The organism is Bacillus jepli, assembly GCF_047238305.1.
Lineage (GTDB): Bacteria > Bacillota > Bacilli > Bacillales > Bacillaceae_L > Ferdinandcohnia.
In genome coordinates this window covers 2,255,642-2,278,968 of the sequence record NZ_JBDFMO010000001.1, presented here as the reverse complement: position 1 = coordinate 2,278,968, position 23,327 = coordinate 2,255,642, and the positions used below count along the sequence as shown (strand labels likewise).

The following is a 23,327-nucleotide window of genomic DNA, read 5'->3' as shown; positions in this document are numbered from 1 at the left end:
ACCTTTCATTTTTTTGCAAAAAGCAATTTATTTCCATTTATATTACATATATAGGAAATGTTTACTTATCTTACAGTAAACATACAGTTTCCGATTATACTAGACTCCTAGCAAATTTGCAAATCGAGAGGTACTGTCATATTTTTATTAACTGTCTATAACAACTTTGTAACATTGCTGTCATTTTATTATGTTAGGATAGTTTCCTAGTAGGAAAAAGGTCTTATGAAGGAGGTAGGATACTTTGAAAATCTCAACTCTTACAAAAAAGAAACCAGCTTTTCTCTATTTAATTGGGGTTCTATTTATTATGAGTACTAGCATTTTTGCTACGATGCATCATTCAAATGCCCAAACAATTGAAAAGAAAAACAATCCAGTACATGATATAAAGAAAGAAAAAATAGATCATCAAGAACAACAAACTCAACCTGTTCATAGCAAACCCGTTCAAATGGCTTCAAAAAATTATAATGTTGAACAGGAAAATACAATTTCTGGTCCTGAACTGGACAAGCATTTAAAGGGGAATTTAAAAGGTCTTGGAACAGACTTTGTAAAATCTGGCGAAGAGCATGATATTGATCCTATCTTTTTGGCTGCGTTAGCTGCACAGGAAACCGGTTGGGGCAATTCGGAAATTGCTAGTTCCCCATGGAATAATATTGGGGGTATTACGTGTATGCCTGATATATACGCAAATATCTTCGGCGAAGATTATCCAAACCCTGGTTGCGAACAATTAGTAGAAGGTGGAACCAATTGGCAAAAGTTTTTATCGATTGAGGATAGTATTCGCTTTAAGGCGATCTATTTAAAGCAATATTATGTGGAAAATGGGAATGAAACAATTGGTGAAATCCAAACCGTTTATGCCCCAAGTCAAGCAGGAAATGATGCCGCTGGTTTAAATAATCACTGGGTAAAAAATATTGTATCCATCATGAACGATGTAAAGGCTGATCAAGCCTAACAAAGGTGCCACTATGGCGCTTTTTTATTTTGTAATTTAAGTGAACTTTCTTATCATCTCATTCGTATTATCTGCAGAATATAAATGTGAATGAGGGTGTTAACAATGACAGAGTTTTTCATTTTTTGGATAGCTGCTTCGATTGGGGCAATCGCCGTTATACCGTATCAATTTAAAATGCTGAAAGGGAAGATTGAAGAAGACGCTAAAAAGAATCCAACCAAGAAGATTCCTCCCACTCCTGTGCTGATTCTAATTAGTATTGTACAAAGTGTTATACTTTTGGGAGTGTCAGCATTTATTGGAACCTGGTTGGCACCAAAGGTTGATTTACATTGGTGGCTAATTGATCAATGGTTAAATGGTACTGATGTGCCTTACTCCATTTCAAGGACGATTCTATTGAGCGTGCTTGTCGGTGCCATCGCTTCAATTGTTATCATCGGTTTGGACTTTTTATTTATGAAAAGAATGCCCAAAGTTGACATGGATGAGCCTTCTAGATTTCAGGCGTTATTAGCTTCATTTTATGGAGGAATTTCAGAGGAAGTTTTAACTCGTTTATTCATAATGACGGGAGTGGTTTATGTATCTAGCCTTTTGGGCTTAGGGAATGCTTCCTATTGGATCGGGATTCTGTTTGCCGCTCTTTTATTCGGGGTTGGACATTTACCAGCTGCCTTTGGACTATTCGGCAAATCCAATCTTGTGGTGACGCGTACGATTTTACTTAATGCAATCCCAGGTATTCTATTTGGGTATTTATATTGGAAGTATGGAATCGAAATTGCAATGATTGCTCACTTTACTAGCGATATCTTTTTACATGTCATTTTCGGTCCGATATTTAGAAAAAGAATGGGAAAGTAGCTCACGAGGTTTCGTGGGCTTTTTTAATTTGTTTGACACACCGAAATATGCCAGCACTAATACAATACAACAAAGATATTTGGGAAGGAGCAACACAATGTATTATTATGAACCTTGGATGATGCGTCCGCAGCAAATAAGAAGTAAGCATGCAAATCAACATAAATTGAAGGTCAATGGGGAAGGAATTGTCACAGCTACACCGACTTCTTCAACAATCACATTAGGTGTAATTACCGAAAGCAGTACGGTTTCGGCTGCTCAAAATGAAAATAGTCAAATCACGAATAATATTATTCAATCTCTAATTGGGTTGGGAATACCCAATGAACATATCAAAACAGTAGATTTTCGAATTGAAATCCTGTATGATTTCGAAAATTCAAAGCAGACTTTAAGAGGCTATAGGGTTATACACATGCTGCAAATCTCAGATGTAGATATTCAAGCAACCGGTAGCGTAGTTGACACGGCTGTTCAAAATGGAGCTAACACTGTTACAAGTATTCAATTTACAGTCTCGAATCCTCAAGTTTATTACGCAAAAGCGCTAGATAATGCTGTTAAAGATAGTCAGGACAAAGCTCGAACCATCGCCAATTCATTAGGGGTTCAACTCCAAGAAATCCCGCTCCATATTAAGGAATTATCACAACAAACCCCACCAATCCCATTCCAAACGGCGATGTTCGCAAAAAGTGAAGCCGCTACACCTATTCAGCCCGGAGAGCTAACGATTACGGCTAGGATTGAAGCGACTTTTACTTATTCATTTTAGTTTTATGAATAGGATTTATAATCTCCAAATCAAAATAGTGAACTGCACCGCATTTGGTGCAGTTTCTCTATTTTTTAACGAAGCCTCTTTAACCTCAAGATAGAGTAATTACTTCATATGTTGAGGCTAATTCGATAAATTGGTCCATCCCGCTTATCTTCCCAGTTGCAAGCTTTTCAGTTATCTCATAAAAATCAACACATGTTTTACAAGCAAGAACAGCAACACCCTTTTCTTCCAGTTCTTTTAATTGTAGAGAAACAAGCGAACTATCCGTTAAAGTATACACACCGCGGTTCATACAAAAAACCGCTGCAGGCAGTTCTTCCTTTTGTTTAAGAATGGTGAAGAAAGTTTCTAGTATCCCTTCCCCTAGTTCTTTTTCTCCTTTGCCAAGCTGATCGGAAGTAAGTAAAATAACTTTGTTTTTCAATATTTCCACCTCATTGATTTAATCATTTTATGTTAGCATATTCGAAGCATGAACCAATAATATTATAAATAATAATTTTAATTATAAAAAATGAAATACAGATAATGAATACACAATATATATGAGAAAGGGGCTTGCATTTTTAACAAATTGGGGAGGGGAAGAAAATACGTGAAAACTAGCAAAACAATCATCTTAGCCTATTCCGCAATGGGAATCGCACTAAACGTTGTATTAGGAACGGTGGTATCTTGGATGAAAATTCCACTGTTGTTTCTAGATACGATTGGAACAGTATTGATTTCCGTTTTATTTGGTCCGTGGTGGGGAGTCTTAACGGGTGGTTTAACGAATGTTGTATTAGGAACAACAACGGGGGCCTCCGCTATTTTCTTTGGTCTTGTCAATATAGCCATTGCATTAGTAGTTGGGTTTATCGCAAGAAAGTTTGACTTTACAAAATGGTACGTTGCTATTTCCGCAGGACTTCTTGTGTCGATCATCGCCCCTTTAATAGGAACACCAATTGCTATCGCGGTCTATGGAGGACTTAATGGGAGCGGAATGGATTTCATCGTTTTGTGGTTAAGAGCTTCTGGCGAAAGTGTTTTTGCATCGACCTTTATCTCAAGAATAACTGGGAACCTTATTGATAAGATTATCACTTGCATGCTAGTTATGTTTTTAATAGTACGCCTTCCAAGTTTTACAAAAATAATAAATAAGGGGAAGAACCATGCAGCGTAGTAAAAAGATTTTACTAGTTTCTCATTGTATATTAAATCAGAATACGGTGATTGAAAGCGAAGCAAGAGCAGATGGAGCTATTATGTCTGCTATAGATTGGGCAATGAAAGAAGGATTTGGATTTTTGCAGCTCCCCTGCCCTGAATTCACATTTCTAGGTTTAAGCCGACCGCCCATGACGTACGAACAATACAATACTCCTGAATATAGGAAACATTGCAAAGAAATCCTGGAACCCGTCCTGAATCAAGCAAAAGAGTATTTTAAAAATGGCTACGAAATAGCAGGTATATTAGGAATCAAAAGCAGTCCTTCATGCGACCCTTCTAGGGGCATATTCATGGAAGAATTGATTGCCTTGTTTGCAGAAAATGAGATTAATTTGAAAACGTTGTGGTATTTGCCTAATGATCGTAATCCAATTTTTAATAGCAATTTACATTATATTAAAGACTAATACCCCCTTATACAATTCAAAGAGAATATTATGGTGTTATCGAAGAGAAGTAACTACCTGCATCCCAAGAGAGGATAGGCGGTTACTTCTTTTGTTTGCCATGTTCAACATGAATGCCATAGTTATGTCCCTTAGCACAAGTAAATTAGATTGAAACGTCAAGAACTTTGCCTCGAATGTCGCCATTTATACCATCTCCTTTCTCAAGGTAGTGGCTCTAATGCTTGGTATGGGTTTGTTCCTAAATAACCCCTTCAACTATTTGTGCATCTTTTGAAATAAGCAAAGCTGTATGCTCCTTAAACAATACCTTTGCAAAATCTTGTATATCTTCATAGTTTATTGAAGTCCACTTTTCTACCTGTCTTTCTGCGTTTTTATTAAAAAAATGTTTAGAAAACCGTTCGATAATAATAAATGCCGAATAGTTATGTGGGTTAGCGTTATTTACCGCTTGAACCATGAACTTCTCAAAGACTTCAAAGCTAGAGTAGTAAATAAGCTCCACAAGCTTTGCACGGTATTCTAAGTCTTTTCCCTTTAATTTAGGAAATTGTATATAATCGCTAAAATGTTGTGCCTCGTGTTTTAGGAATGATACTCGAAAAACGTCAGTTTCTAATTTGTCGCGGTAATTGGGTAAGATACAGTACAACGCATCTTTTTCTGCCCAGCCACCAGCATATACCTTTCCAAAAGTGGCAAAGTGTAACCAACTTAGCATCAGAAAGTCATCCAAAAAACATACTTGAACCTCTTGTGTCGAATCAGGAAGGTCAACAGAATATCTCCTAATGTTCGATGTTTTCCAAATAAAAGGACCATAATGTGGCGTAACTTTCCCATCCTTAAAACCAAATCCCTTTTCGTTAAAAATAATTTTCAATTTTTCTTCAGTAGATTCCATATCAGCCCCTCTAAAATCCATAGGCAAAAACCGATTTAACTTGTTTAATAAATCCGTCTCTGCAACAGAGCGCTCTTTTCTATTTGTTAGTACAACAACAAAATAATCACGATATGTATTCATTATATTTTCAATCCACGGATCTTCGTGGTAGATTTTATAATTAGGATTTTCCTTAAAAAAGCGATTATCATATTCCTCTTCCATCTTCATTTGCTCTTCTGTTTTATAATCAAGATTTTTTAAATACTCATATGTTTTACACACACTACCTTCAACGCACTGAAGAAACATATTCTTCATTTTAATCCCCCTGACAATATACAACTATTGATTTCATTGTATTTCTGTGATTTTCAATTCACGATATAATCAATCTCAATTAAATCCCATGAAGTGATGATTCCTAATGGCTTTTCATCGATTTGTCCAGTTTCGGTAATGATAACCGCTTCCAGTTTTTTACCATGCGCATGGCGTTTTTCAAACATTTCATCCACTGCAAATATATCTCGATCTTTATCAACGAAATCAATGAGATGTTTTGTTTCATATGGGATTACTTCTCCAACTCGAATATTGGCTAAATTGATAACATCATTCGAAAGGTGCTTAGCCATCCATTTTAAAACGGTCCCAGCCGTTAATATTCCAACACATGAGCCATCTTTATAGATTGGAAACTTTGTATACGTACTATTGTGAATCGCAAGGATGACGTCTTTAATTGAAGAGTGATAATTAAAATAAATAACAGGGTTACTAGAAATTGATAGGGCTGTAACCGGCTTTTCCAAGAGTTCTGCAATTTCCTCGATTCTTTCGACCACATCTTCGTGCGGCTCTGCAATATAGAAATCAGCACGTAATTTTTCATGAACAATCGCATTTCGGAGCTTAGCAAATTGAAAGAGTTCATCTTTATATGAACGGATAATAGCATGTCTTTTTGCACCATGCGCCACTAATTGACTAAAAATATCCCCTTGGATATTCTTGACCATTTTACTTAATGCTTTATGAATTCGATTAAAAGCTATCTCAAAGCGTTCTGATAAATCCATCTCAACAGTTTCCACTTCATAACCCTCCTACTCTTCTATCATTATATTTTAAAAATGAGTAGAGTTGGAGAATAAACACAGAAAAAAAGTAGCCATGATGACTACTTTTTTGTAAGAATTACTTTTTTGCTTCTTTATCAACAACAAGTTCAAAATATAATTGCCTCAGAATATAGGTTTTGTATGTTTCAAGTTTTTTACGTTCAACTGGATGCTGGTGAATACCTTTTTCTTTTAATTGCTTGACGTACCAACCCTTTGATCCTGGGTAAGCCATATTCCATTCCCCCTCTTTTTTCGCTTGTCCTAAATGTATGCTAGTAAGTGGAAAAGAATGACTCATAGAATAAATAGAATCTATGAAAAAATTTAAAATAAAATTGTAACCTATTTTGAAATTCTACGTCTAATTGAATGAAGTTTTCATTTCTCTCTTGCCTCTAATTACTCTCTCATAATTAGAGGCGTTTTTTCATGTCCCCCCCTATCATTTATATATCGTAAAAGGTCCCTAGGTTTTCCTAGGGACCTTTTCTTTTGTATGAAACATTACTTATTACAAATAATAATTGAATGAGGTGATTTGCGTGAAAAAGGAGACGCTAAGTTGGATACTAACTGGTCTTGTGATTGCTTTTTTCCTATGCTCATTCTTTTACTTTAGTACTGATATTTTCGCCAAATTCATTAGTGGATTTTGGGATTAAAAAAGCTCCCTTCTGTTAAAATGGGAGCTTTTTCTTTTATAATTCTTCTAATTCAGCTACTGGAACGATATTTTTTTCATGCTCCTGACCTCTCAGATGTACGGTGCACATATCCCCTTGTTCATCACAGCTGTCAATCCATACAGAGGTTCCTTGATAATGAACGGTTACTTCATTTGAAGAAGACAAAATTTGCTTTGCTCTACGAATATCCATCTTTCTCACTCCAATTGTAATTTCTTTCCTTCACATAGTTTCCGACTCCATAGGAATTTTATGCAAAAATTAGTAAGGATTTGAACACACTAAAAGGAAAGCATCAAGGTAGAGGAGTGTAGGCATGAAGCTTAATGAAAATGAGAAAAAAGCTCTTAGTGATTCTATTGATAAATTAAATGAAGGTTTAGATGTTGTCATTCAGCTTTACAACGAAGCAGAAGAAGATAAACCATTAATCCAATTTGATGAAGAAGTCATAGTTGCCATCGAAAAGGCAAAACAAACCTTTGGAGATGAAGAAATTACTCGAAGAATTAATACGATTATTAAAGAGATATTTGCCTTTCTCCCAAAAGATGAAAAAAAATAAAAACATCAAAACATCATCTTTTCGAAAGGGGTGGTTTAATTGATATCAAGTATTTTATCTTCTTTTTTTAAACGCTTTTTGATTGCAAAGCTAATCGGAATTGTCTTATTGGTCATCATCATTTTTGGCGCCATCATTCACTTAATCGAACCGGAGAATTTTCCAACTATTTTTGATGGGGTTTGGTGGGCAATTGTGACCGCAGCAACAGTTGGATATGGCGATTATTCTCCAACCTCCTTTTTCGGAAGAATTGTAGGTATGTTACTTATCTTTATCGGAGCTGGGATTGTAACAAGATATTTTGCTGCCATATCGACTTCAACCTTCGTTACACAAAATGCTTATCTTGAAGGAACTTCTGAATTTCATGGTAAAAAACACATGATCATTATCGGTTGGAATGAACGTGTCAGAGAAACGATCTCGCTTCTTAAAACTCCTGGATCAGTCCTTGAAATTCTGTTAATCGATGATTCATTAGATAAAAATCCGATGCCCGGAAATCATTTTCATTTTATTAAAGGAGATCCAACCCGTGATGAGACATTAAAACAAGCAAATATTCAAGATGCAGAAATGGTCCTCGTGACAGCTGACCAAGGTAAAGATGAAGTACATGCTGACATGATCACAATCCTTACGTTATTGGCTATAAAAGGGCTAAATCCTACTGTATATACGATTGTCGAAATCCTTACTACACATCAGATCCAAAATGCAAAGCGTGGCGGGGCTGACGAAATTATCCAAACGAATCGAATTTCAAGTTTAGTCATGGTAAATAGTCTCTTATCACACGGAGTATCTGATGCATTACTCTCAATGTTAGTGGATTTAAAAGGGGTAAAATTGCAGTTTTTGGATGCTACCTTTGATTTAATTGGGATGACCTTCCAAAAGGCGAGTGAGACCTTATTAAAAGAAGGTAAGATTTTAATCGGGATAAAGCGGATCGAAGGAATAACCATTAACCCTCCGTTATCCCTAGAAATACGGAAGAACGATCAAATCTTGATTTTAAAAAGCTAAAAGGGATTCCAGCTCACCGGAATCCCTTTTTATTATGTTATAGTCGTTTTTCTAGTTCAGACTTCTTCTCTTCGTATCCAGGTTTCCCTAGTAATGCAAACATATTTACTTTATATGCTTCAACACCAGGTTGATCAAATGGGTTAACGCCTAGTAAATAGCCGCTCATTGCACATGCTTTTTCAAAGAAATACACAAGATATCCAAATGAATACTCGTCCATTTCTGGTACATGAACAATTAGATTTGGTACGCCACCGTCAGTATGCGCAAGCATTGTACCTTCAAAAGCTTTCTTATTTACAAAATCAACGGATTTACCAGCTAAGTAGTTTAATCCATCAAGATCGTTTTCTTCTGCCTCTACAGTCAGTTCATGACGAGATTTTTCAATGTTAATCACGGTTTCAAACAAATCACGACGACCTTCTTGTACATATTGTCCAAGAGAATGAAGATCTGTTGAGAAATTGGCAGATGATGGGTAAATCCCCTTTTGGTCTTTCCCTTCACTTTCACCGAATAATTGCTTCCACCATTCAGAGAAATATTGAAGTCCTGGCTCATAGTTGATGAGCATCTCGATTGTTTTCCCTTTGTTGTAAAGAGCATTACGAACCGCTGCATATTGGTACGCAGGGTTTTCTTCAAGCTCTGACTTAGAGAAATCTACACTTGCTGCTTGTGCACCCTTCATCATTTCTTCAATATTCGCACCGGTAACAGCAATTGGAAGTAAACCAACAGCAGTTAAGACAGAATAACGGCCACCCACATCATCTGGAATGACGAATGATTCATAGCCTTCTTCAGTTGCTAATGTTTTCAATGCGCCACGTGCTTTGTCAGTAGTTGCAAAGATACGGCCACGAGCTTCTTCTTTTCCGTATTTTTCAATTAACATTTTTCTAAAGATACGGAATGCTAGTGCTGGTTCAGTTGTTGTACCAGATTTAGAAATGACGTTAATTGAGAAGTCTTTTCCTTCTAGTAAATCCATTAAGTCTCTCATATAAGTTGAGCTAATGTTATTACCAACAAATACGATTTGTGGTGTTTTTCGTTGCTCTTTTGATAATGCATTATAGAAGGAGTGGTTTAACCAATCGATTGCCGCTTTTGCTCCTAGGTAAGAGCCACCAATTCCAATAACAAGTAAGATATCAGAATCTGATTTGATTTTCTCAGCACTCTTTTGAATGCGTGAAAATTCTTCTTTGTCATATTCAGAAGGAAGGTCTACCCATCCTAAGAAATCGCTACCTGCGCCTGTTTTTTCATGTATGGAATGGTGAGCGACCTTTACCGCATCACGCAGATATGTAATTTCATGTTCTCCAAAAAAAGTTAAAGCTTTTGAATAATCAAAACGAACATGTGTCATTTGCTTATACCTCCACCCTTGTATTTTCAAAGTCTCTTTCCACTGTACCCAAACTTTTCCGTAAAATCAATACTACCGACTTAGTGTAAGCGTGACCAAATAAATTTTTGTTTAATCAAATACGCCTTGGTGTATTTGCGCCCAGATTTTTTAGGCCCACACGAGGTCGGTCACAAAGACGTTGCCACAGGAAGTGGCGTTCTTAGTCTTTGATCTCAAGCTCGAAAAGTTTCCGTTGAAAATCTGTGGCATCCACCGGAGGCTTTTTAACTTTATTCATTCAATGCTGAATAAAGTTAAAAAATAGCTCACACAAGTAGTATGAGCCATTTTGATTGAATATAAGAATCTTTTTTCGGAATTATAGAGACGCCCGTAAAATTTCAAGGGAATCTTGTTTATTAAGTACTTTAAAGCGGCCAAATTCTCCATATACAACTGTTTTTTCAGCCATAAGTTCAAGATTTTCTTCGCCAATGCCGTAGTCGGCAAGTTTTGACGGTGCTCCGATGCTGCTCCAGAATTCTCTGAGTTTCTCGATACCTTCAAGCGCCACTTCTCGATCTATTTTTCCTTCTGGATCGACATTAAAGACACGAACTGCTAATTGTTTGAAACGACCTACATTTTCATCTAGTACATGCTTCATCCAATTTGGAAAAATAATCGCAAGACCACCACCATGTGGAATATCATATACAGCAGATACTGCATGTTCAATATTGTGTGTTGCCCAATCTCCGTTATATCCCATGTTTAACATCTTATTTAAAGCAAGTGTTCCATTAAGCATAATCGTTGCTCTGTGATCATAGTTTTGAAGGTCATTTATTAACTTTGGTGCTGTTTCAATCACCGTGCGTAGAATTGATTCACACCACTGATCCTGTGTTAATGTATTTGGAACGTGATGGAAATAATGTTCTAACACATGTGACATCATATCCACCATGCCATATACAGTTTGCTCCTTTGGTAATGAAAAAGTATTAACTGGATCTAAAATAGAGAACTTAGGAAAGACTGCGGGACTTCCCCAACCGTATTTTTCATTGGTTTCCCAATTTGTAATAACAGAGCCTGAATTCATTTCTGAACCAGTCGCAGCAATTGTCAACACGGTTCCTAATGGAAGAGCATCAGTCGCTACTGCTTTACGGGACATAAAATCCCATACGTCTCCATCGTATTTTGCTCCAGCTGCAATTGCTTTTGTACAATCAATAACACTACCGCCACCAACTGCAAGAAGAAATTCAATTCCTTCCTTACGGCATATATCAATGCCTTTTCGGACTGTGGTTAAACGTGGGTTTGGTTCAACTCCAGGAAGTTCGTGTACTTCTGCTCCAATTTCTGCTAATAGAGCAATTACTTGGTCATATAAGCCATTTCTTTTAATGCTTCCCCCACCGTAAACAAGCAACACCTTTTTGCCGTATTGTGGAACTTCATTCTTAAGCTCTTGAACCTGTCCTTTACCGAATATGAGCTTCGTTGGGTTATAGTATGTAAAGTTTTCCATAATACTCGCCTCCTGTAAAAAATTATGCCATATCACTCTATTTTGTAAATACACTCATATTGTTTTGACATTTCCAGTCAAGTGCATGTAAAAAAAAGAGACAATTTCAATAATCGTCTCTTCTCTCATTGTTGTTATTAGTTAAAATTAGATTGTTCAATCCACTCTTCAAGCTTATCTTTTAACGTGTTGAAACCTTGTTGTGAATCAGAACTAGCTTGTTGTGCTTGTGCCGGACGTTTTTTCGGCTTAGCCGTTCTTTGCGCTACTGGCTTCTCTGGCGCCTCTTGAGTTGCACGAATAGATAGTCCAATTTTGCCTGCTGCTTCATCAATTGACAAAATCTTAACTTCTACTTCGTCACCAACTTTAACATGCTCGTTAATATCTTTAACGAAGCCATGGGTTACTTCTGAAATATGAACCAAACCTTGTGTATTTTCATCTAATGCAACAAATGCACCATAAGGTTGTATTCCGGTAATTTTACCTTTAACAACACTTCCAACTTCAAATTTTTCTGTCATGCTACCCAACTCCTAAAACTTTAATTTATTCACACTTAAAAGGCTGTTCAAACACTTGGTCACTCACCAACATGACCTTCCGACGGTACAGGACATAGCATTTTTGTCAATGCAGTCCTTTTCACCCTTCTTATTGAACTTTACACTTTTATATACGCAATATAAAATTATAACACAAAATGGTCAGAAATTCAAAAATGTTTCTTTTTACATTCATTAGAGTTGCCATTATGGATTGAAATTATGAAGCAGGTAATAATTATCATTGTTAAGAGAAGAGATCCTATACGATGTTTAAATAAGGAGATGTATGGGTAAACTAGTTTCAAAGGCTTTCTAGTATTCCCCCTTTTGTATGTTGGACAAAACCAAACTGGTTTTGTCCATTTTTTTGTCTGCATCAGGCGCCATCGGCTCGAGGTCATTAGCCAATCGCTTCTGAAGGTAAAATGCACTTTCTGTCAGCGCTTGTCTTATGCTTGTCGCCGATAAGCGAGCGCCTTGTGCTTTTCTATTTTACACGAGGTTATTATTTTTCAGGAATCGTCCCATCCGCTTTACAGCTTCTTGAAGTTGTTCAAGGGATGATGCATAGGAGCAACGAATATATCCTTCGCCACTTTCTCCAAAGACATTACCAGGAACAACCGCGACTTTTTCTTCCATTAGTAAACGATGTGCAAATTCCTCTGATGTTAGTCCTGTTTCTTTTATTGATGGAAAAGCGTAGAACGCTCCCCCTGGTATATGGCATGATAAGCCAATTTCCTGCAAAGAAGAAACGAAAAAGTTTCTGCGCTGGCGATAGCTTTTTCTCATATACTCTACTTCAGGAAGACCATTTCGAAGAGCTTCGATCGCCCCATATTGAGCCATTGTAGAGGCACACATCATCGTATATTGGTGAATTTTTAACATTGCTTCCGAAATTTCTCTTGGAGCCGCTGAATATCCTAAGCGCCAACCCGTCATCGCAAAACCCTTAGAAAATCCTGAAACTAGAATGGTACGTTCGAACATCCCCGGGATGCTTGAAAAGCTCGTATATTTCCCTTCATAGGAAAGCTCTGCATAGATTTCATCTGAAATGACAACTAAATCGTGTTTTTCAACGATTTTAGCAATGGCTTCAAGATCTTCCTTCTTCAGCATCGTCCCTGTCGGATTATTTGGAGAACAAATAATAATGGCTTTTGTACGATCTGTAACGACATTTTCAATCTCTTCAGGTTGCAGCTTAAATTCATTTTCAGCCTTTGTATGTACAGGTACCGGAATTCCCCCTGCGAGTGAAACGATTGGGCTATAAGCAACAAAAGTTGGTTCCACAATGATAACCTCATCGCCTGGGTCAATAAGTGCGCGAATGGCTAAATCAATTGCTTGGCTACCACCCACAGTGACAATAATCTCATTATTTGGTGAATACTCAACACCGAAGGACTTATGTAAATAAGCTGAAATTTCCTGTCTCAATTCAAGCAGTCCTGCATTTCCAGTGTAGGAGGTAATCCCCGCTTCAATGGATGCGATACTTGCCTCTCTAATCGACCAAGGTGTTACAAAGTCTGGTTCGCCCACGCCCAAGGAAACGACTCCTTCCATCGTAACGGCTAAATCAAAGAATCTACGGATTCCTGAAGGCTTTAATTCTTGTACTTTTTTAGAAAGGTATTGGGATGTCATGGTGTCACCACAATCCGTTTATCATCTTCACCTTGGTCAAAAATGGTTCCATCATGCTTATATTTTTTCAAAATAAAATGTGTGGTTGTTGACAGAACTGAGTCCAGAGTTGAAAGTTTTTCGGAAACAAAAGACCCAACCTCTGACATCGTTTTTCCTTCAATGACAACTGACAAGTCATAGGCACCAGACATTAAATAGACAGATTTTACTTCCTTAAAGTGATAGATACGCTTAGCAATTTCATCAAAGCCTACACCTTTTTTTGGGGTTACCTTGACATCAATCATGGCAGTCACACCTTCGTGACCTTCAACTTTCTTCCAGTCAACAATTGTGTTATATTCAACAATAATCTTTTGATCTTCAAGCTTACGAATAATTTCATCGACTTCATCAACACTTTTGCTAACTAATTTTGCGATTGTTTCTACAGGAAGTCTTCCATTATTTTCAATAATTTCGAGTATCTCAATTTCATTTTCCTGTAATTGCATAACGGTCACCCCTAGATTTTTTGAAATAATTTTTGTCACTTATTATATCAGATAAATGGGAAGTATATTGAAAAATTTTATATTCATTCAAAACTTTATGAGTTTTTCTTTGCCCTTTGGTAAAAATAGGGATAAATCTTTTAAATAGGATGTGGATTTTCCATCAATGGATACAATACAAATAAAGGGAATTAACCTTCATTATGAGTTATATCAACAAGATAAAGAGAAACCCGTTCTCGTGTTATTGCATGGTTTTTTATCATCATCCTTCAGCTTTCGAAGGCTTATTCCAATCCTATCAAAAAGCTATACGATTCTATCTGTGGACCTCCCTCCATTTGGAAAAAGTGAGAAATCAACAAGGTTCACATACTCGTATTCAAATATTGCATCTGTAGTTAGTGAGTTAATTCGTTCTTTTCATTTCACAAAAATTAATTTGGTAGGACATTCGATGGGCGGCCAAATTTGTTTATACATTGCTAAACAAGCGCCAGCTTTAGTCGATAAATTAGTATTATTGTGCAGCTCTGGCTATATGAAGAGGATGCCAAAGTCCTTAATCTATTCTTCCTATCTTCCCTATTTTCATTTTATCGTGAAGAAAAAGCTTGCAAAGCAAGGCGTGTTACATAATTTACGAAATGTTGTCTATAACCATGAGCTTATTAATCAAGAAATGATTGATGGGTACACGGAACCATTCTTAGATAATCGGATTTTTATGGGATTAACTAGGATGATACGTCATCGCGAAGGTGATTTATCGTCAGAGGAATTAAAACAAATCCAACATCCTGTTTTATTAATTTGGGGTGAAAAAGATCGGGTTGTTCCGATTTCTGTAGGGAGAAGACTTAATCAAGATTTACCTCATTCAACATTTGTTTCGTTTAAAAATACGGGACATTTGGTCCCAGAAGAATGTCCCGAAAAGGTAGCTGCATATATCACGGAGTTCATATAAAAAAAGATGGGTTGCCCCATCTTTTTTACAGTTCACATGTCGCATTATTTTTAATGGTTAAGAGTTTAAGAGCCATATTCTCACAGTCTTTTAGTGAAATGATTTCCTCGAAGGAGAATTCAAAAATGGACTGTATTTTTCTTGCTAATTTACCAGGGTCATCTAATTGATGAGCGGCCTGCAACACATCTACTGCTTCCGTTTCATAGAAACCAATCCCATATCCTAGTGGATCCCATTCCTGAAGCATCATCATCATTTGAATATTTGCCTGTTGATTTTCCATATGATCATCACCTAAGACTACTTCATACTATTATTTTTGTCTTGATTCATTAATTGCTTTTCAAGCTCTTCAGCTTTCGCTTGTTCTTTTTTAGAATGCTTGATAATTAAACGAAAAACGACAATCGCAATGATTATACAAATGACTAGTTTTATCCCAGCTGGAATATATTCAGATTTATCCTCAGGAAAATATAGAAACATATTTAATATTGGTAAGAGCAGCATTTCTACACACCTTTCAACCGATAATACTAACTCTAGTCATTATAACATAAACCTTTGGGTGGGTTATAGATGCTTGTTCGAATGTAGTCGGTTATACTAAAAATAGTAGAAAGTTGCAAAGGAGTGATTATAATGTCTGATGAATTTAAAGTTGGGGATATTGTCACAGGGATTTATAAGACAGGAAAATATATTGGTGAAATTACAGCGATTAAGCCCGAACACTATCTTATGAAGGTAAAGGCTGTCCTAAAACATCCAATGCAAGGGGATATTCATTCACCTAAAGATGCAAACGTGCCGTTTTTCCAAGAGCGGAGAGCACTTGCCTTTAATGAACAGACCAATGTACCGAAAAAGATGGTTCGCGCCTTTTCCGGGGATGTTCCTGAGTATAAGTCCTCTTTAAAGGAAGCTGTGGAGAAAACAAAGACTGAATTAGAAACAGAAGGCACCGAATGGGCAAAGCGTAGCCTAGAAAACATGAAAGTATTAGAGATGGATTATTTTAAATAAGTCTTGCTTACATTTTGCTATTAGCCATAAATTTTATTTATTGGCTATAAATTGATTTTATTGGATATTTTTACCACATCAGCCATAACTAATTATGATTGACCATAAATTTGAATAAAAACCATTTTAGAACGTAAAAAACCTCCGGAGTACCATTTCCGGAGGTTTTTCATATTAGTAAACCCGCTTGGCACCTACATAATGCTTGGACCAATACGAATTATCCATGGATACAACCGCGATTCCTTTCGAGGATGTGGAAGATATAAACTCATTATTGCCTACATAGAAACCAACATGTGAAATTTGGCCTGTATTATTTACAGCAAAAAATACTAAATCACCTGGTTGGAGATTTGCTTTTGAAACAGAGGTGCCCATTGTGTAGTAGCCAGCTGATGTATTCCTTGGGATGTCTATTCCATGTCGAGCATGCATAAACGAAACAAATCCTGAACAATCAAACCCAGCCGTTGTCGTTCCCCCCCAAAGATAGGGAATCCCGATAAAATTATAGCTATCTGAAACTAAATCTTTCAAAACTTGCTCCCTATTTTGCACATTTGATTCCGCTTTTGCATTTCCGGTCACGTTTAGGACTTGTCCGATCGAAAGGGTATTGCTAGTAAGATTATTGATATTTTTAAGTTTAGTAACACTCATATTATAAGTGCGTGCTATTCCATATAAGGTGTCTCCAGCTTTCACTGTATATGTAGCACTTGCTACATTTTGTGGTGGTGACGGTGATGTACTTCCTAGCAGCAATGTTTGGCCAACATAAATGATTGTTGAGGTTAAATGATTGTTTTTCATGATTTGGTTTACGGTTGTGTTAGCTCGCTGGGCAATTGAATATAACGAATCACCAGGTTGAACCGTGTATGTTTGTGCTTGAATTTGTGAGGACTCTGGTGCAGCACCAATTACTTGTAAGGGTTGCCCAACTTGAATCGTATTTGATGTAAGATTATTTAATTGCTTTAATTGGTCGACGCTCAAATTATACGAATTTGCAATAGAATAAAGGGTGTCACCGCGGGTTACCGTATATGTCGCAGTTGTCTTAGGTGGTGGCGCCTCACTGATCACAAGTGTTTGCCCAGGGTAAATCATATCTCCAGTTAGATGGTTTAGCTGTTTTAATTGAGAGACGGTCAGATTATATTGATTTGCAATTCCATATAAGGTATCTCCATTTGCCACTGTATGTGTAGAGTGATTTTGACTAACTTGACCATTACTTGCAGCTTCCACGGTAGATGAATGATTCCCCCCTACCAGTGAAATAGTAGCAACAACAATTGTCCCCATCATAACTTTTACGGTATCTGGATTCAGGGTGGGGACTTTTTCTTTTAGATATATTCGAATGCTTTCGTTAAAATAAAGCTTTTTCCCTTGTTCCTGTGTACCAAGTTCACTCGAAAATTCCTGTAACCCTGGGTCAATATATAAAGTAATGGTTTGTGGATTTTCGATTTTATGACCTATAAACATTGAGCATCCCTCCTTTTCCAATTAGGATATCCTATCGGGATGCGATTATTTTTTGAAACCATTGTAAAAATTCGGCAGTGAATCACAGATAAAAAATAAAAACCAATTCACGATTTGGAGTGAATTGGTTTTTATAAGGCAAATTTATTTAAGACTTTCGAGAAGTCAACACGATCGCCGATGGTTGTTGGCTCAGGTTTTGCTAAATAGCGTTTATCATTTTCAACTAACTTGAATATATTAAAGGTTGTAAGTGCATCATCGAGGGCACAATGGTGTTTACCTGTCCCTTCCTTACCATATTCTTGAACTGCCTTCCAAAGACCTGTTTGGTTTTGGTCTCCGAAAAATCGTTTATACTCCATTGACAGATCCCGTTGTTTTCCTTTAAAAGGAAATGGAACTCCAGCCTTTTGACAATTGTGACGAAGGACCTTCATATCCATATTTCCCCAGGTTATAATGGTGCTTGAGGATGTTTTTTCATATTCAGATAGCTTGTTCACTAGATTTTGAAACGATATTCCGCCATTTACTTGCTCCTGGGAGATGTGTAAAAAGGATTTGCACCGTTCAGTTAGTGTAGGAAATTTTATCGGTTTTACATAGGATGAGTATTGGTCCATTATCTTCTGATTCTTCACAGCTACAAGACCAACCTCAATAATCTCGGGGTAAAATCCTTGTGGGTTGCTTTTTCCCTCAGGCATCGTAAATTCAAAATCAATGAACAAATATTGATGCTGATTATCCACACCTAAACCTCCTTTGTCATATTTCTTTTACCAAAGAAGTGGCTAACTTCTGCTGAATAAAGTTACACTTAGACGAACATCTTTTTAAATATTATAACACGGTTCCTTTCATTTTTCAGAATATATTTATAATATATATGCTTTTTTACCTTTAATAAAATCAGATAATATTTTATACTATTTAGTAAATCGAAATATCCGAATTGAGAAGGTGTTATCCATTCAAACAGCAAAGCGTAATCTGGTTATTATGTGGTTTGCCAATTTTTTTGTGGCAGCTAGTGCAACAATGATTATGCCATTTCTGTCTTTATATATTGAAACGTTTGGGGATTACTCAGATAGCTTTGTGCAACGGTGGGCTGGCTTAGTCTTTGCCGCAACCTTTGTCACCGCTTTTTTTATTTCACCGATCTGGGGACGTTTTGGTGATCGAAATGGCTACAAAAAGATTTTATTAATTACAGGGACTGGCATTGCCTTCAGCATCTTTTTAATGGGATATGTGAATACTGTTGAACAATTATTTGTCTTGAGGCTCTTTATGGGCGTTGTTACTGGCTTCATCCCAACCTCCCTAGCCCTCATTTCTGCACAAACACCGAAGGAAGTGGCAGGAAAAACATTAGGGACCCTTCAAATGGGTAATGTTTCTGGAGCATTATTTGGTCCGTTATTAGGTGGATTGCTTGCTGATGCAGTTGGTTTTCAGTATACCTTTGTCATCACATCCGTGGTGATATTAGGTGCAGTCATTCTAGTGGGTATTGGCATTAAAGAAGTACGGCTAAATGAAACAAGTACGAAGGTTAAAAAATATACGCGTAAAGAGGTATTAATTCATATCTTCAAAAACCCTGTTTTATTAACCGTGATGTTTATTTCAACGCTCATTCAAGTAGCCAATTTCAGTATCCAGCCCTTACTAGCATTATATGTAACGCACTTAACCAACAGTAGTAATATTGTATTTTTAGCTGGAATGGCGTTTTCAGCGACTGGATTTGGAAATTTACTATTTACGAGACAATGGGGAAAATTAGGTGACCGAATAGGTCATGAAAAGATTTTAACACTCCTTCTGCTCGCCTGTTCCATTTTGTTTATCCCGCAAGGCCTTGTAAGTGAATTATGGCAGCTTGTTTTATGTAGATTTTTATTCGGCATGGCAGTCGGTGGTTTAATTCCGTGTATGACAGCCTATATCCGCCAAGTTGCCCCTCTATCGATGCAAGGGGAAGTCCAAGGCTATAATGTCAGTTTTCGGTTTTTAGGAAATGTGATTGGTCCAATTTCCGGTGGAATCCTTAGTGGTTTCTTCGGTATCTCTACTGTCTTTTTCGTAACAAGTGGGCTCTTTTTAACTGGAGCAATTATTTTAAGGCTAAGTGTTGTTCGACATTCTGAAAAGTCAGCTCATCATGCTGCGTAATACAGATGGCAAACGCCGTCTGTTTTTTTATATAATAAGAGAATAGTAATCTTTGAGAGAGTGTTATTTATGAGAAGACAAACAGGGTATTTCATCACCTTTATTCTTTTTCTACTGTTTATGTTTGTGTTATTCCAAGTCCATAGCGAGCTGAAGAATACAAAGAGCTTAACCGCTGTACTTGATGAGGAAATCCCAATCGGTGATGTTGTGTTACCACAAACAAGCTATATAAAAGACAGCACTGGAAATGTGATTTCGGAGATCCGCCAAGGTGCAGATCGCACAATCCTTCCTCCAGAAGAAATCCCGCAAATTGTGAAGGATTTGTTTATCACAATTGAGGATCAGCATTATTATGAGCATATAGGGTTTGATATTTCCGGGATTGGTCGGGCAGCCCTCATCAACCTAGAAAATGACTCGATCGATCAAGGTGGTAGTACAATCACCCAGCAGCTTGCACGCAATCTATATTTAACAAATGAAAAGACCTATAATCGAAAATTAAGTGAGCTCTTGTATTCGTATCAATTGGAACGAACACTGACGAAAGAGGAAATACTAACGTTATACATTAACGCCATATATTTTCAAAATGGGGCATATGGAATTGAGACAGCATCCAAACTCTATTTTAACCAGTCTATTAAAGATGCTACATTAGCTAAAATCGCATTCTTAAGTGCTATCCCGAATAACCCATCCCTCTACAATCCAATAACGAATTTTTCAAATACAAAGAAACGACAGGAACGTATTCTACAAAGATTAGTAGAGGCAGGGAAAATCTCAACTGAAGAATATGAAAAAGCAATACGAGAACCGATTGAGCTGATGATGCGTGATCGTATCGACCAGTATCCAGATTATACGACTTATATTTATCATGAGTTTGAAGAATTAATTGCCGAAAAAGAAGGTTTTAATGAAAAGTTCCAGTCAGCAACTGAAAACGAAAAGAAAGAACTTCACAAAGGCTTGGATCAGAAGGTAAACGAAGTTCTCGAATCTGGAATCATGATTGAAACAGCGTTAAACCCAAGTATACAGCAAGAAGCTGTGCAAGCTTTGGATCGCTATCTACCAAATGCAAATGTTCAAGGAGCAGCTGCCGTTATAGATCATAAGTCGAATCGAATTGTCGCGATCACAGGCGGAAAAAACTATCAAAAGTTTACGTTCCATCGCGCCTTTCAAGCCTTTCGACAACCAGGTTCTGTGATTAAGCCCCTGCTTGTTTATGCGCCATATTTTGATCAAACGGGGGCCTCCATTTCACAAACGATAAATGCCAATAACTATTGTAAAAATGGGTATTGCCCGCGAAATTATGGGGGCGGACAATATGGAAATGTTCCCCTACGTACAGCTTTTAAGTATTCCTACAACACCCCTGCTGTAAGGTTGTTTGAAAGAATTGGGATTGAACATGCATTTTCATATTTAGACAAGCTTCATTTTTCGAATGTAGTAAAAGAAGACCATAGTTTACCAGCAGCCATTGGTGGATTTACTTATGGAATGTCTCCCTTGGAGATGACAAATGCCTTTGCTACATTTGCAAACAACGGTCAATTTATTCAAGCACATGGAATTACAAGGGTGACTGATTTACAAGGAAACATCCTTTATGAATGGGATGAAAAACCTGAAATGGTGTGGAGTGAATCTGCTAATCAAAAGGTAAGAATATTACTTGAGGATGTTGTAAAGTCGGGAACAGGTAAAGAAGCTTATTTTTCTACTAGTTATATTGGAGGGAAAACGGGAACGACGAATGATGTGAAAGACCTTTGGTTTATTGGCCTCACTGATCAATATACGGCTGGGGTATGGGTAGGAAATGACCAAAATAAGAGCATCTACTATATGGAATCACGAAAACCTCAAATGCATATTTGGAAGGACATGATGAAAGCGAGCCACAAATGATGATGGGCTCGCTTTTTAGATTGGTAAACTCGCGATGATACTGTTGTAGAGCTGAAGGCAAACATAGGTTACCGTCATAAAAAAGGTAAACCAACTTAATGTTTGAAAAAAGACAAGCCCAATTAATCCACCTAAGGTTAATGTATCCTGAATTTTATAAACGAAAAAAATAAAATAGCCAAGGGTCGACACTAAAAGTACGATCACTATGCCGTAAAAGGATTGGACAAACGCTAATGAAAGGGTCCCTCCTCCTAAATAGAAAAAAGATCCCGCTCTTATTTTCCGTAGACTTTCTCCATTGCTATCCTTCGTGAAAAACAATAGAGAAAGCTCAAGTAGTGTATTGGCAATTAATTTTAAGGCGGCAAACACCATAAAATAGAATAAGAAAAAAACAAAGAAAATCGCGAAATTAATCCACGTTGTCGAAAAAAACTCCTGCATTCCACGATAAATGCCAATTTGCTTTAACAAATCCAATGTTTTCAATTCCGTCAGGATGGCTAATGAAACACTAAATAGGATGATAGAAATGAGCGGAAAGTAGCTTGTAAAATATGTATTTTTCATTTTTGATTCCTTTAATTTTTTGTAGAAATACCTTTTTCGATTTTAACATACATTTTTTAGTAGTAAATCTCTTTTTTGAAAATACATATAGATTAAAGGTTACTATTTTAGAGGAAAGAGGGATTCTATGAAAAAAGGGTTCTTGTTGACGTTGCTCATTAGTTGTTTCGCATTCTTTACCTTTTTAAGTTCGGCTAGCGCTGCTGGGGAATCGGATTTTACTAAAGCGGTTAATGAAAAATTGAAGGAAGTCAATTATTATGCGAATGGCTCTGCAAAAATAGTCAATGCCATCTCAAAGGAAGCTGAAATTACAAAGGTTGTTACAGCAGATGATCCGGGGACGAAGGAAAACGAAGAGGAAATTGATACGTATAAAGCAAATGTCGTTGTAGGGCATGTGACCTATAAACTAAAGCGTGACAGCATTTTCTATATCCAAAAGCATGAATTCTTTTATTATGATGTCGACAATCAGGAATTTTTAACGCTTGGGAATTTCCCTGAAGACGAGGAAATCAATGCCCTTTTTACAGATTATATGGATGCAGGTCATAAAGCAGGGATTACGTTAACATCAAACTTATTATTTACTTTATTTGTTCTCTTTGCTTTTCTTGCTGTACCTATGCTAATCATGATGTTTCATAATAAGGCCATTCCAGTTCCAATGGTAAGAAACAATAGCGTAATGTAGGATGAGATGCTTCGTCTCATCCTTTTTTTATTATTAGCGCTCAATACGAATATACTCACGCGGCTTGAATTTTGGATAGACCTTTGATTTCTCTGGTGTTTGTGTAGAATTAATGGTTTGGATTTGAAATTGTTGTTGATTTTCTAGTTGACTTTCTCCATATTCTCTCTTCGTTTGTTCATGGATTACCCACGCTCCTATAAACAGAAAGGCAAAAATCGCCATTGCCACGATTCCTTTTTTTATGTTCACAAAAACTC

Annotated in this window: 29 protein-coding genes; 12 read left to right on the top strand and 17 right to left on the bottom strand. The window is 36.9% G+C overall.

The annotated features are described in order from the left end of the window. The first annotated feature begins 244 nt into the window (after nt 1–244). The 3 genes from ABC371_RS11640 to ABC371_RS11630 all read left to right on the top strand — a co-directional run bounded on the left by ABC371_RS11640 (nt 245) and on the right by ABC371_RS11630 (nt 2,621). Nucleotides 245–973 carry a glucosaminidase domain-containing protein gene (locus ABC371_RS11640; RefSeq protein ID WP_412896965.1) on the top strand — a complete coding sequence of 243 codons (729 nt, stop codon included), beginning with the start codon at nt 245–247 and terminating at the stop codon, nt 971–973. A gap of 105 nt (nt 974–1,078) precedes the next feature. Beyond that, a complete protein-coding gene (locus ABC371_RS11635; RefSeq protein ID WP_412896964.1) occupies nt 1,079–1,843 on the top strand; it encodes a CPBP family intramembrane glutamic endopeptidase in 765 nt (254 codons plus the stop codon). Nucleotides 1,844–1,940: 97 nt separating this feature from the next. Beyond that, nucleotides 1,941–2,621 carry an SIMPL domain-containing protein gene (locus ABC371_RS11630; protein ID WP_412896963.1) on the top strand — a complete coding sequence of 227 codons (681 nt, stop codon included), beginning with the start codon at nt 1,941–1,943 and terminating at the stop codon, nt 2,619–2,621. A 94-nt stretch (nt 2,622–2,715) separates the two neighbouring features. Here the strand turns inward: ABC371_RS11630 and ABC371_RS11625 are convergent, their stop codons facing one another. Next, nucleotides 2,716–3,054, bottom strand: a complete 339-nt coding sequence (locus ABC371_RS11625; protein ID WP_412896962.1) for a DsrE family protein — start codon at nt 3,052–3,054, stop codon at nt 2,716–2,718. A 171-nt stretch (nt 3,055–3,225) separates the two neighbouring features. Here ABC371_RS11625 and ABC371_RS11620 point away from each other — a divergent pair, with 171 nt between their 5' ends. Together ABC371_RS11620 and ABC371_RS11615 are read left to right on the top strand one after the other, a co-directional pair. Next, nucleotides 3,226–3,801 (top strand): CD3073 family putative ECF transporter S component, encoded by a 576-nt coding sequence (locus ABC371_RS11620; protein WP_412896961.1) that lies wholly within the window; start codon nt 3,226–3,228, stop codon nt 3,799–3,801. Further along, on the top strand, nt 3,791–4,258 hold the full coding sequence (locus ABC371_RS11615; RefSeq protein ID WP_412896960.1) for a CD3072 family TudS-related putative desulfidase: 468 nt from the start codon (nt 3,791–3,793) through the stop codon (nt 4,256–4,258). Before ABC371_RS11620 ends, ABC371_RS11615 begins: the two co-directional genes overlap by 11 nt. 36 nt (nt 4,259–4,294) lie before the next feature. Here ABC371_RS11615 and ABC371_RS11610 read toward each other — a convergent pair whose 3' ends face one another. From ABC371_RS11610 to ABC371_RS11590, 5 genes are all read right to left on the bottom strand, one after another. Then, nucleotides 4,295–4,444: a hypothetical protein gene (locus ABC371_RS11610; protein WP_412896959.1), complete on the bottom strand. Its 150-nt coding sequence runs from the start codon at nt 4,442–4,444 to the stop codon at nt 4,295–4,297. A 55-nt stretch (nt 4,445–4,499) separates the two neighbouring features. Then, nucleotides 4,500–5,468: a hypothetical protein gene (locus ABC371_RS11605; protein WP_412896958.1), complete on the bottom strand. Its 969-nt coding sequence runs from the start codon at nt 5,466–5,468 to the stop codon at nt 4,500–4,502. A gap of 53 nt (nt 5,469–5,521) precedes the next feature. Continuing rightward, complete coding sequence (locus tag ABC371_RS11600) at nt 5,522–6,244, bottom strand: CBS domain-containing protein (RefSeq protein WP_412896957.1); 723 nt, start codon at nt 6,242–6,244, stop codon at nt 5,522–5,524. 103 nt (nt 6,245–6,347) lie between these two features. Then, a complete protein-coding gene (locus ABC371_RS11595) occupies nt 6,348–6,506 on the bottom strand; it encodes a DUF2639 domain-containing protein (RefSeq protein WP_116353013.1) in 159 nt (52 codons plus the stop codon). 466 nt (nt 6,507–6,972) lie between these two features. Then, nucleotides 6,973–7,152 (bottom strand): H-type small acid-soluble spore protein, encoded by a 180-nt coding sequence (locus ABC371_RS11590; RefSeq protein ID WP_412896956.1) that lies wholly within the window; start codon nt 7,150–7,152, stop codon nt 6,973–6,975. A 124-nt stretch (nt 7,153–7,276) separates the two neighbouring features. Between ABC371_RS11590 and ABC371_RS11585 the strand changes: the two genes are divergently transcribed. Next, entirely contained in the window at nt 7,277–7,525 is a 249-nt protein-coding gene (locus tag ABC371_RS11585) for an atypical membrane-integrating protein (Mistic protein) (RefSeq protein ID WP_412896955.1), read from the top strand. 39 nt (nt 7,526–7,564) lie between these two features. Continuing rightward, entirely contained in the window at nt 7,565–8,557 is a 993-nt protein-coding gene (locus tag ABC371_RS11580) for a potassium channel family protein (RefSeq protein ID WP_412896954.1), read from the top strand. Nucleotides 8,558–8,594: 37 nt separating this feature from the next. Here ABC371_RS11580 and ABC371_RS11575 read toward each other — a convergent pair whose 3' ends face one another. From ABC371_RS11575 to ABC371_RS11555, 5 genes are all read right to left on the bottom strand, one after another. Further along, complete coding sequence (locus tag ABC371_RS11575; RefSeq protein WP_412896953.1) at nt 8,595–9,941, bottom strand: glucose-6-phosphate isomerase; 1,347 nt, start codon at nt 9,939–9,941, stop codon at nt 8,595–8,597. Nucleotides 9,942–10,302: 361 nt separating this feature from the next. Beyond that, nucleotides 10,303–11,466, bottom strand: coding sequence for an iron-containing alcohol dehydrogenase (locus ABC371_RS11570; protein ID WP_412896952.1), 1,164 nt, complete (start codon nt 11,464–11,466; stop codon nt 10,303–10,305). A gap of 137 nt (nt 11,467–11,603) precedes the next feature. Continuing rightward, nucleotides 11,604–11,993, bottom strand: a complete 390-nt coding sequence (gene yugI, locus ABC371_RS11565) for a S1 domain-containing post-transcriptional regulator GSP13 (protein ID WP_412896951.1) — start codon at nt 11,991–11,993, stop codon at nt 11,604–11,606. A gap of 516 nt (nt 11,994–12,509) precedes the next feature. After that, entirely contained in the window at nt 12,510–13,679 is a 1,170-nt protein-coding gene (locus ABC371_RS11560; RefSeq protein WP_412896950.1) for an aminotransferase, read from the bottom strand. Beyond that, nucleotides 13,676–14,176 carry an Lrp/AsnC family transcriptional regulator gene (locus ABC371_RS11555; protein WP_412896949.1) on the bottom strand — a complete coding sequence of 167 codons (501 nt, stop codon included), beginning with the start codon at nt 14,174–14,176 and terminating at the stop codon, nt 13,676–13,678. The genes ABC371_RS11560 and ABC371_RS11555 overlap by 4 nt, the downstream gene beginning before the upstream one ends. Nucleotides 14,177–14,342: 166 nt before the next feature. Here ABC371_RS11555 and ABC371_RS11550 point away from each other — a divergent pair, with 166 nt between their 5' ends. Next, nucleotides 14,343–15,146, top strand: coding sequence for an alpha/beta fold hydrolase (locus ABC371_RS11550; protein ID WP_412896948.1), 804 nt, complete (start codon nt 14,343–14,345; stop codon nt 15,144–15,146). Between the two features lie 25 nt (nt 15,147–15,171). Here the strand turns inward: ABC371_RS11550 and ABC371_RS11545 are convergent, their stop codons facing one another. Both ABC371_RS11545 and ABC371_RS11540 read right to left on the bottom strand, forming a co-directional pair. Beyond that, complete coding sequence (locus ABC371_RS11545) at nt 15,172–15,432, bottom strand: DUF1871 family protein (protein WP_412896947.1); 261 nt, start codon at nt 15,430–15,432, stop codon at nt 15,172–15,174. Nucleotides 15,433–15,449: 17 nt separating this feature from the next. Continuing rightward, a complete protein-coding gene (locus ABC371_RS11540; RefSeq protein WP_412896946.1) occupies nt 15,450–15,659 on the bottom strand; it encodes a hypothetical protein in 210 nt (69 codons plus the stop codon). Nucleotides 15,660–15,791: 132 nt separating this feature from the next. Between ABC371_RS11540 and kapB the strand changes: the two genes are divergently transcribed. Beyond that, on the top strand, nt 15,792–16,175 hold the full coding sequence (gene kapB, locus ABC371_RS11535; protein ID WP_412896945.1) for a kinase-associated lipoprotein KapB: 384 nt from the start codon (nt 15,792–15,794) through the stop codon (nt 16,173–16,175). Nucleotides 16,176–16,349: 174 nt separating this feature from the next. Here kapB and ABC371_RS11530 read toward each other — a convergent pair whose 3' ends face one another. Together ABC371_RS11530 and kapD are read right to left on the bottom strand one after the other, a co-directional pair. Continuing rightward, entirely contained in the window at nt 16,350–17,675 is a 1,326-nt protein-coding gene (locus ABC371_RS11530) for a C40 family peptidase (RefSeq protein WP_412896944.1), read from the bottom strand. Nucleotides 17,676–17,806: 131 nt separating this feature from the next. Beyond that, entirely contained in the window at nt 17,807–18,430 is a 624-nt protein-coding gene (gene kapD / locus ABC371_RS11525) for a 3'-5' exonuclease KapD (RefSeq protein ID WP_412896943.1), read from the bottom strand. Nucleotides 18,431–18,680: 250 nt separating this feature from the next. On the opposite strand from kapD, the gene ABC371_RS11520 reads away from it, so the two are divergent. Beyond that, nucleotides 18,681–19,862 (top strand): MFS transporter, encoded by a 1,182-nt coding sequence (locus tag ABC371_RS11520; RefSeq protein ID WP_412899331.1) that lies wholly within the window; start codon nt 18,681–18,683, stop codon nt 19,860–19,862. Nucleotides 19,863–19,931: 69 nt separating this feature from the next. Further along, nucleotides 19,932–21,797: a transglycosylase domain-containing protein gene (locus ABC371_RS11515; protein WP_412896942.1), complete on the top strand. Its 1,866-nt coding sequence runs from the start codon at nt 19,932–19,934 to the stop codon at nt 21,795–21,797. 15 nt (nt 21,798–21,812) lie between these two features. Here the strand turns inward: ABC371_RS11515 and ABC371_RS11510 are convergent, their stop codons facing one another. Then, entirely contained in the window at nt 21,813–22,370 is a 558-nt protein-coding gene (locus ABC371_RS11510; RefSeq protein WP_412896941.1) for a DUF5366 family protein, read from the bottom strand. 127 nt (nt 22,371–22,497) lie between these two features. On the opposite strand from ABC371_RS11510, the gene ABC371_RS11505 reads away from it, so the two are divergent. Then, nucleotides 22,498–23,067: a hypothetical protein gene (locus ABC371_RS11505; protein WP_412896940.1), complete on the top strand. Its 570-nt coding sequence runs from the start codon at nt 22,498–22,500 to the stop codon at nt 23,065–23,067. A 33-nt stretch (nt 23,068–23,100) separates the two neighbouring features. Here ABC371_RS11505 and ABC371_RS11500 read toward each other — a convergent pair whose 3' ends face one another. After that, nucleotides 23,101–23,319, bottom strand: coding sequence for a hypothetical protein (locus ABC371_RS11500; protein WP_412896939.1), 219 nt, complete (start codon nt 23,317–23,319; stop codon nt 23,101–23,103). Nucleotides 23,320–23,327: the final 8 nt, after the last annotated feature.